Here is a 6,139-nt window from a genome sequence, read left to right on the forward strand (position 1 = left end):
GACGGTGTCATGCTGCTGACGTCCTTTCGGTCATGTTGATCACCGCGGTTGCAGGTCGGAACGGTCCGGTCCCGGACGGTCGGCCACCGCCTGCGCCCAGCGGCCGTAGCCGTAGCCGTAGCCGTGGACCGACAGGTGGAAGCCGTCCCGTGCGGAGAAATCGGGGGTGATCTGCATGATGTCGGCCGAGCCCGTCCAGGTCGCCCGCAGGCAGCGCAGCGATCAGCCGACCCAACGCAGCCGCCAACGTGCACACATCCTCCGGCGAGAGCACGCCCGACTCCGGACGCGCCGGCACATACGGCCTCAACCGCTCCGCCTCAGCAGCCGACGCCCTCGCACTCTTACCCGACACCGCCACCGGAAGCGGCGCCACAGGCTGACCAACCCGCAGCTCTGACCGCTGCCCAGCCGGGGAGGAGACGGAGGAGTCGGCCGTGAGCACCACGTGACAGCGGCTACCGCCGATACCCAGCGATGTCACCCCTGCCGTGACGGGCTGCCCTTCGGCAGGCCACGGCGCGTTCTCCGTCACCACACGAAGCCCCCACTCGTCCAAGGCGATCTGCGGATCGGGCCGCACAAAGTTCAGGCTCGGGACGAATTCACGGGGGTTGATGCACAGTGCGCTCTTCATCGGACCGGCGATGCCGTCGCCGCCTTCCACATGGCCGATGTCCGTCTTGACCGAACCGACCGCCGGCGGTGCCGGGGATGGACGCGAAGAGCTGTACACGGATCCCGGTGCTCGCGCCTCGACAGGATCGCCGACGCGGGTACCCGTCCCGTGCAGTTCGAGGTACTGCACCTGGGACGCTTCGACGTGAGCGTTCTCCAGGGCTACCGTGATCGTGCGCATCTGTGTGTCGGCGCTCGGGACCGGCAATCCGCCATCGCCGGAGCCCGTTCCGACGGCACTGCCCTCGATGACCGCATCGATGTGACCGCCGCCCTCGATCGCGTGCGTCAGCGGTTTGAGAGCAACGAGGCCACCGCCCTCACTTCGGACATATCCGTTGGCCCGCCCGTCGAAGACATGGCACTTGCCGTCCGGGGGCAGGGGGCCCGCCGCCTCGACGGCGCTGCTGATGGGCGACACATCGAAGTGGACGCCGCACGCGAGGGCGATCTCACTTTCACCCCTGCGCAGGCTTTCGCAAGCGAGGTGAACGGAGACCGGGGACGAAGACCGACCCGTGTCGACGGCCATGCTGGGGCCGGACAGGCCAAGGCTGTAGGAGATCCGGTCGGCGACTGTCGCGCGCCCTACACCTGTCAGGGTGTGCCGGGTGATTCCGTTCGCTCCCGATAACGCGAGGAGGTCCGCGCAGTCGGCAGCCATGGCGCCCATTCGTGGCGCGGTGTGCGGTGTGACGACGATTCCGGCATCTTCCAGACCCTGCCATGCCGGCTCCAGTGCCGGCCGCTGCCGAGGGTCGGTATTCGCCGCTTCACACGGCGTCACAGGGAAGAAATCCGGCTCGAACTCGTCGACGCCGTCGACGAATCCACCGTAATGCGGACCTGAAGGACGATCTGCATCACGTAAGCGGATAGCGTCGACACCATCGCGCAGCCGACTCCGGAGCCCATGCGGACCAGACGAGTCCGGTAACCGAGCCGCAATACCAGCGATTGCCACACGCTGACGACATAGGTCTGCCATGCCCCCCCGTTACCACAGCATCAAACCCGTGAATTACCTCACGCGAATTGGGACGCAACGTCATGCCGGGCCGACAGTAGCAGTGGCGACCACCCCCACCCCCGCACTGTGTCGCACGCCACATTCGAAGTTACTTTCAAGTATCCAGGGTGCCTGCGAGTGACTTCTCCGGCCCAACGGCCACAGGATCCCGATGCACAGGCGCGTTGCGCGACCGAAACGCACGACGGCGCTTCCGAGTCCTCGTCGCCTCTCCGGAAAGGAGCTGACTCTCCAGGGCCTTCATCGCTTCCCCTCCTACGCGCTGATCCTCCGGCTCGAACCCAACGGCTCGGGAAGCCTGCGCAACGCCGAAGCTCCTGGTCGGCAGCCGAACGTTGGATACCGGAATCCGACCCGTGGCGTGCGCCGCTGGCAGCTTCAGGACGACCTTCGGTCCCGGGCAGGGCCGACGGCTAGCGTGACGCGCGTTCCTATGCGGGTGGCGACATCATCCGCACTTGTCGGCGCCCATCACGCCCATCAGGAGGTCAAGTCGTGCATCCGTTCAGAGCCGCTCTCGCCACGGGGGACATGGACGCAGCCGTGGCGCTGCTCGCCGACCACGTGGTCTTCCGCAGCCCCGTCGTGTTCAAGGCGTTCGAGGGCCGGGAGACCGCCGGCCCCATCCTGCGCGCGGTGGGCCAGGTCCTCCAGGACGTGGTCTTCGTGCGCGACCTCGTCTCCGAGGACGGGAGCGATCACTCGCTCCTCTTCCGCGCCCGGGTCGACGGGAAGGAGATCGAGGGAAGCAACTTCTTCCATGTGGACGAGAACGGTGCGATCGATGAACTCGTGGTGATGGTACGCCCGTTCACCGGCACCCTCGCCCTGCGCGAGGCCATGATCGCGCAATTCGCCGCGGCGGGTGTGACCATTTCGGCGTGACCGCCGCAGCAGGACGGGCCGTGGGCATCTGTCGCAGATGCCCACGGCCCGTCCTGCTGCCCGGTACGTCGCCGTCCGTGCCCGCGCCCGCCGGCTCAGACCGCGCCCCGGGCCGCCTCCCGGACCCGGGGGCGCAGCTCCAGCATCGCTCCCCGCTTCGGCAGCGCCGAGACACTGCGGCTACGCGTGCCCTCCGGGGTCGGGTCGTGGCGGTACAGCTCGCACTGGGACAGCACCTCGCGGAGGACGGCCTTCATCTCCAGCAGCGCGATCTTGTCGCCGAGACAGCGGATGCGGCCGCCGCCGAACGGAATCCAGGTGTAGACACCGGGCTTGGTTCCGACGAACCGCTCCGGGCGGAACACCTTAGGCTCCGGGTAGAGGGACGGGTCGCGGTTCATCAGGTAGGCGCTCGCCCACAGGAGCATCCCGGGCTCGAAGCGCACCCCGCCTATCTCGATCGGTTTCATGACCGTACGGGGGATGATCTGCGGGATCGACGGCTTGAGCCGCAGGACCTCCTGGACCGTCGCCGTCAGATACTCGTCGCCCTCACCGAGGTCGATCTCCTCGACCAGCTTCTTCAGCGCCTCCGGCTCGCGGCTCAGGAACTCGAACGACCAGGCGATCGCGGCCGCCGTCGTCTCGGTGCCGGCGAGGAAGATGGTCATCATCTCGTCGCGCAGTTCCCGGTGCGACAGCGGAGAGCCGTCCTCGTGCGTGATGCCGAGCATGACGGCCAGCATGTCGTCACCGGGCTCGCCCGACGCCCGGCGCTCGTCCACGGCCTCCGCGATCAGCGCGTCGGCACGCTCCCTGAGTGTGAGGAACTCGTCGAACCCCAGCGGCTTGACCGCTCGGAGCGCCTTCACCGCCGTGGCCGACATCTTGTGGATCATCATGGCTGAGCCCATGCGGTCGTTGAACCCCATCATCTTGATGAGGACCTCGATCAGCTCGTCCCACTGCCGCGGCACCTTCGAACCGAAGATCACCTCGCGGATCACATGCAGCGTGAAGCGGTGGATGTGCGGGTGCAGCGGCATGTCGCGGCCGCGCGGCCACTTGGCCACCTCGGTCACGGCCATCTCCGGGATCGCCGTGTCGATGCGCTGCAGCGCCTTGCCGTGGAAGCTCGGCATGAGGAGCTTGCGGCGGACCTTGTGCTCGTCCTCGTCCAGCCAGGCGAGCCCGGACTGGCCGGTGAACTTCTCGATGGTGGAGGAGCCGGTGCCGGTGTGCAGGACGTCGGGGGGCGCGAGGAACATCTGCTTGATGTCATCCGGGTCCGAGAGCACGTACAGCGGCTTGGGCGGAATCCTGATGCTCAGTGCGAACCGGCCGCCGTACTCCTCCTGGCAGCGCTCCACGAACTCGGCGGGGTGCCGCCAGTACTTGAGGACCTGCAGCGGCGCGGGCAGCTTCGGGCCGGGCAGCGCGGTGGCCGGCATCGCCGCCCGCCGGTGCGCGACGGCCTGTTCCTGTGCCGGGCCCGTGCTCCCCCCGTCGGTCTCCGCGGCACCCTCGGCGCCGGTGAGGGCGGTGTGGTCCACAGGGCAGGCCGATGCCTCGGTCCGGGCTGCCTCGCCCGTGGCCGGTTTGGACTCATCCATGGCTGTCATCCGTCTCTGTCATGTAGAGGTGGCGAGTAGTACTGCTGTCGTCCGCCGCCGACGGGCGGCGCCCGCCGGCGGGTGGTGCTGTCACTTCCGGGGGTTCATCGGGATCGTTCGGCCCGGTCGTCCGTGTCGCGGTCCACCGTGAGCCACCTCCCCGTCGCTTCGGCGGTGGCCGGAGCCGCGGTCTCGATCAACGCGAAGTGGTCCGCGGCGATCACGACCTCGTCGTCACCGACCTGCCACGCGGGCCAGTCGTGGGTCACGGCGGCCGCGTCACCGGCGTGCGCTCCCACGCCGCCGGTGCCGCCGCCCGGACCGTTCTCGATGTCCGTCACGGCCCCGGCAGCTCGCCCGCCGAGGGGTTCGCCCGCCCGGATCAGAAGCGATGGAGCGGCGACCCGGGTGGTGACCCGCTCCCCGAGAAGACGCATGTACGTCCCCATGGCGAGCCAATTGGCGTCGTCGACGGCGATCGCCTCGTGATCGCGTTCGAGGATCTCCGTCATCACCAGCGAAAAGACCCGGTTGGTCTCCTCCTCCCCCTCCGGCGTCGGCGTGTCGATCATGACGAGACCGGCGACGCCCACTCCCTCGGCCTCGAACCGCGCGGCGAGCGAGTGCGCGACGACGCCTCCGATGGAGTAGCCGACCAGCACGAAGGGATCGTCACCGACAGCCCGCCGGATCGCGTCCGCCAGGACCTCCGTCGCGGCGTCCCAGGATCCGGGCGAGGGCTCGTCCCCGCGGAATCCGGGCAACGAGCATACGTAGACGTCCCGTTCCCCCTCGAAGTGGTCCGCGAACCGCATGAACTGGTGCGGACCGGAGCCCACCACGAAGGACGGCACGCAGACCAGCTTCGGCAGCTCCCGGCCACCGCTCGCCTCTTCGTCCCGGGCTCGGCCTCGGGCGAGTTGTACGACGTACCCCTCACCGCCCCCGAGTTCGGCGGCCGACGCGAAGGACGGCCGGAACCGCGACGCCTCGGTCAGCAGCGGCACCGCCGAGACGATCGAACCCCCGGCGTGTGCGTGACGCAGGAGCGTGCTGAGGGTTCCACCCGCCGCTGGACCCGCCTCGCCCGCGGGGGCGGCCGTCGCCGGCCTCGGTTGCCCGACGGCCCGGTCGGGTGCGTCACCGACCTCGGACAGCAGGAACCGGGCGACGGCGCCAGGCGACGGGTGGTCGAAGACCAGCGTGGACGGCAGCCGTACGCCGCTGACCTGGGTGAGCCGGTTGCGCAGGTCCACCGCCGCGAGGGAGTCGAAGCCCAGCTCCTTGAAGACCCGGTCGGGTTCGACGGCCTCGGCGGTGGCGTGGCCGAGTACAGCCGCCACCTGACCGCGTACGAGATCGATCGCGATGGCCTCCCGGTCCTCCGCGGGAACACCGGCCAGCCGCTGCGCCAGTGAGCCCTCGTTCCCGGCGGACTGCCCCGGTACCCGCACCAGGCCCCGCAGCAGAGGTGGCAGCAGCCCGGCCCTGGCCTGGGCCCGGAGGGACGCCAGGTCCAGTCGGACCGGAACGGCGAGGGACCGGTCGAGCCGCTGGGCCTGGTCGAACAGTTCCAGGCCGAGTTCGGTGGACAGAGCGCCGACGCCCTGCCGTTCGAGGCGCGCCAGCTCGGTTTCGTCCAGGGCGCCGGCCATGCCGGAGGGATCCGCCCACAGCCCCCACGCCAGCGAGGTGGCGGGCAGACCCTGAGCCCTGCGATGCGCCGCAAGAGCATCGAGCGCCGCGTTGGCCGCGGCGTAATTGCCCTGACCCGGGCTCCCGATCAGCGCGGCCACCGACGAGAACAGCACGAACGCCGACAGATCCATCCCCGCCGTCAGCTCATGCAGATGCAGCGCCGCATCAGCCTTCGGCCCCATCACACGAGCAAGCTGCTCCGGCGTCAACGACGTGACCACACCGTCATCCAACA

At 69.2% G+C, this 6,139-nt stretch carries 4 protein-coding genes; 1 reads left to right on the forward strand and 3 read right to left on the reverse strand.

Annotation, left to right across the window (positions count from 1 at the left end; translation table 11 throughout):
• Nucleotides 1-7: 7 nt before the first annotated feature.
• Nucleotides 8-1,642, reverse strand: coding sequence for a polyketide synthase (locus tag Q0994_RS31660; RefSeq protein ID WP_299541696.1), 1,635 nt, complete (start codon nt 1,640-1,642; stop codon nt 8-10).
• Between the two features lie 561 nt (nt 1,643-2,203).
• Between Q0994_RS31660 and Q0994_RS31665 the strand changes: the two genes are divergently transcribed.
• Nucleotides 2,204-2,593, forward strand: a complete 390-nt coding sequence (locus Q0994_RS31665; RefSeq protein WP_299541698.1) for a nuclear transport factor 2 family protein — start codon at nt 2,204-2,206, stop codon at nt 2,591-2,593.
• Between the two features lie 95 nt (nt 2,594-2,688).
• Here Q0994_RS31665 and Q0994_RS31670 read toward each other — a convergent pair whose 3' ends face one another.
• Nucleotides 2,689-4,206, reverse strand: a complete 1,518-nt coding sequence (locus tag Q0994_RS31670; protein WP_299541700.1) for a cytochrome P450 — start codon at nt 4,204-4,206, stop codon at nt 2,689-2,691.
• A gap of 104 nt (nt 4,207-4,310) precedes the next feature.
• Nucleotides 4,311-6,139 (reverse strand): alpha/beta fold hydrolase (locus Q0994_RS31675; protein ID WP_299541702.1); only part of this gene is annotated, 1,829 nt, incomplete at its 5' end.

Source organism: uncultured Streptomyces sp. (assembly GCF_947488945.1).
Lineage (GTDB): Bacteria > Actinomycetota > Actinomycetes > Streptomycetales > Streptomycetaceae > Streptomyces.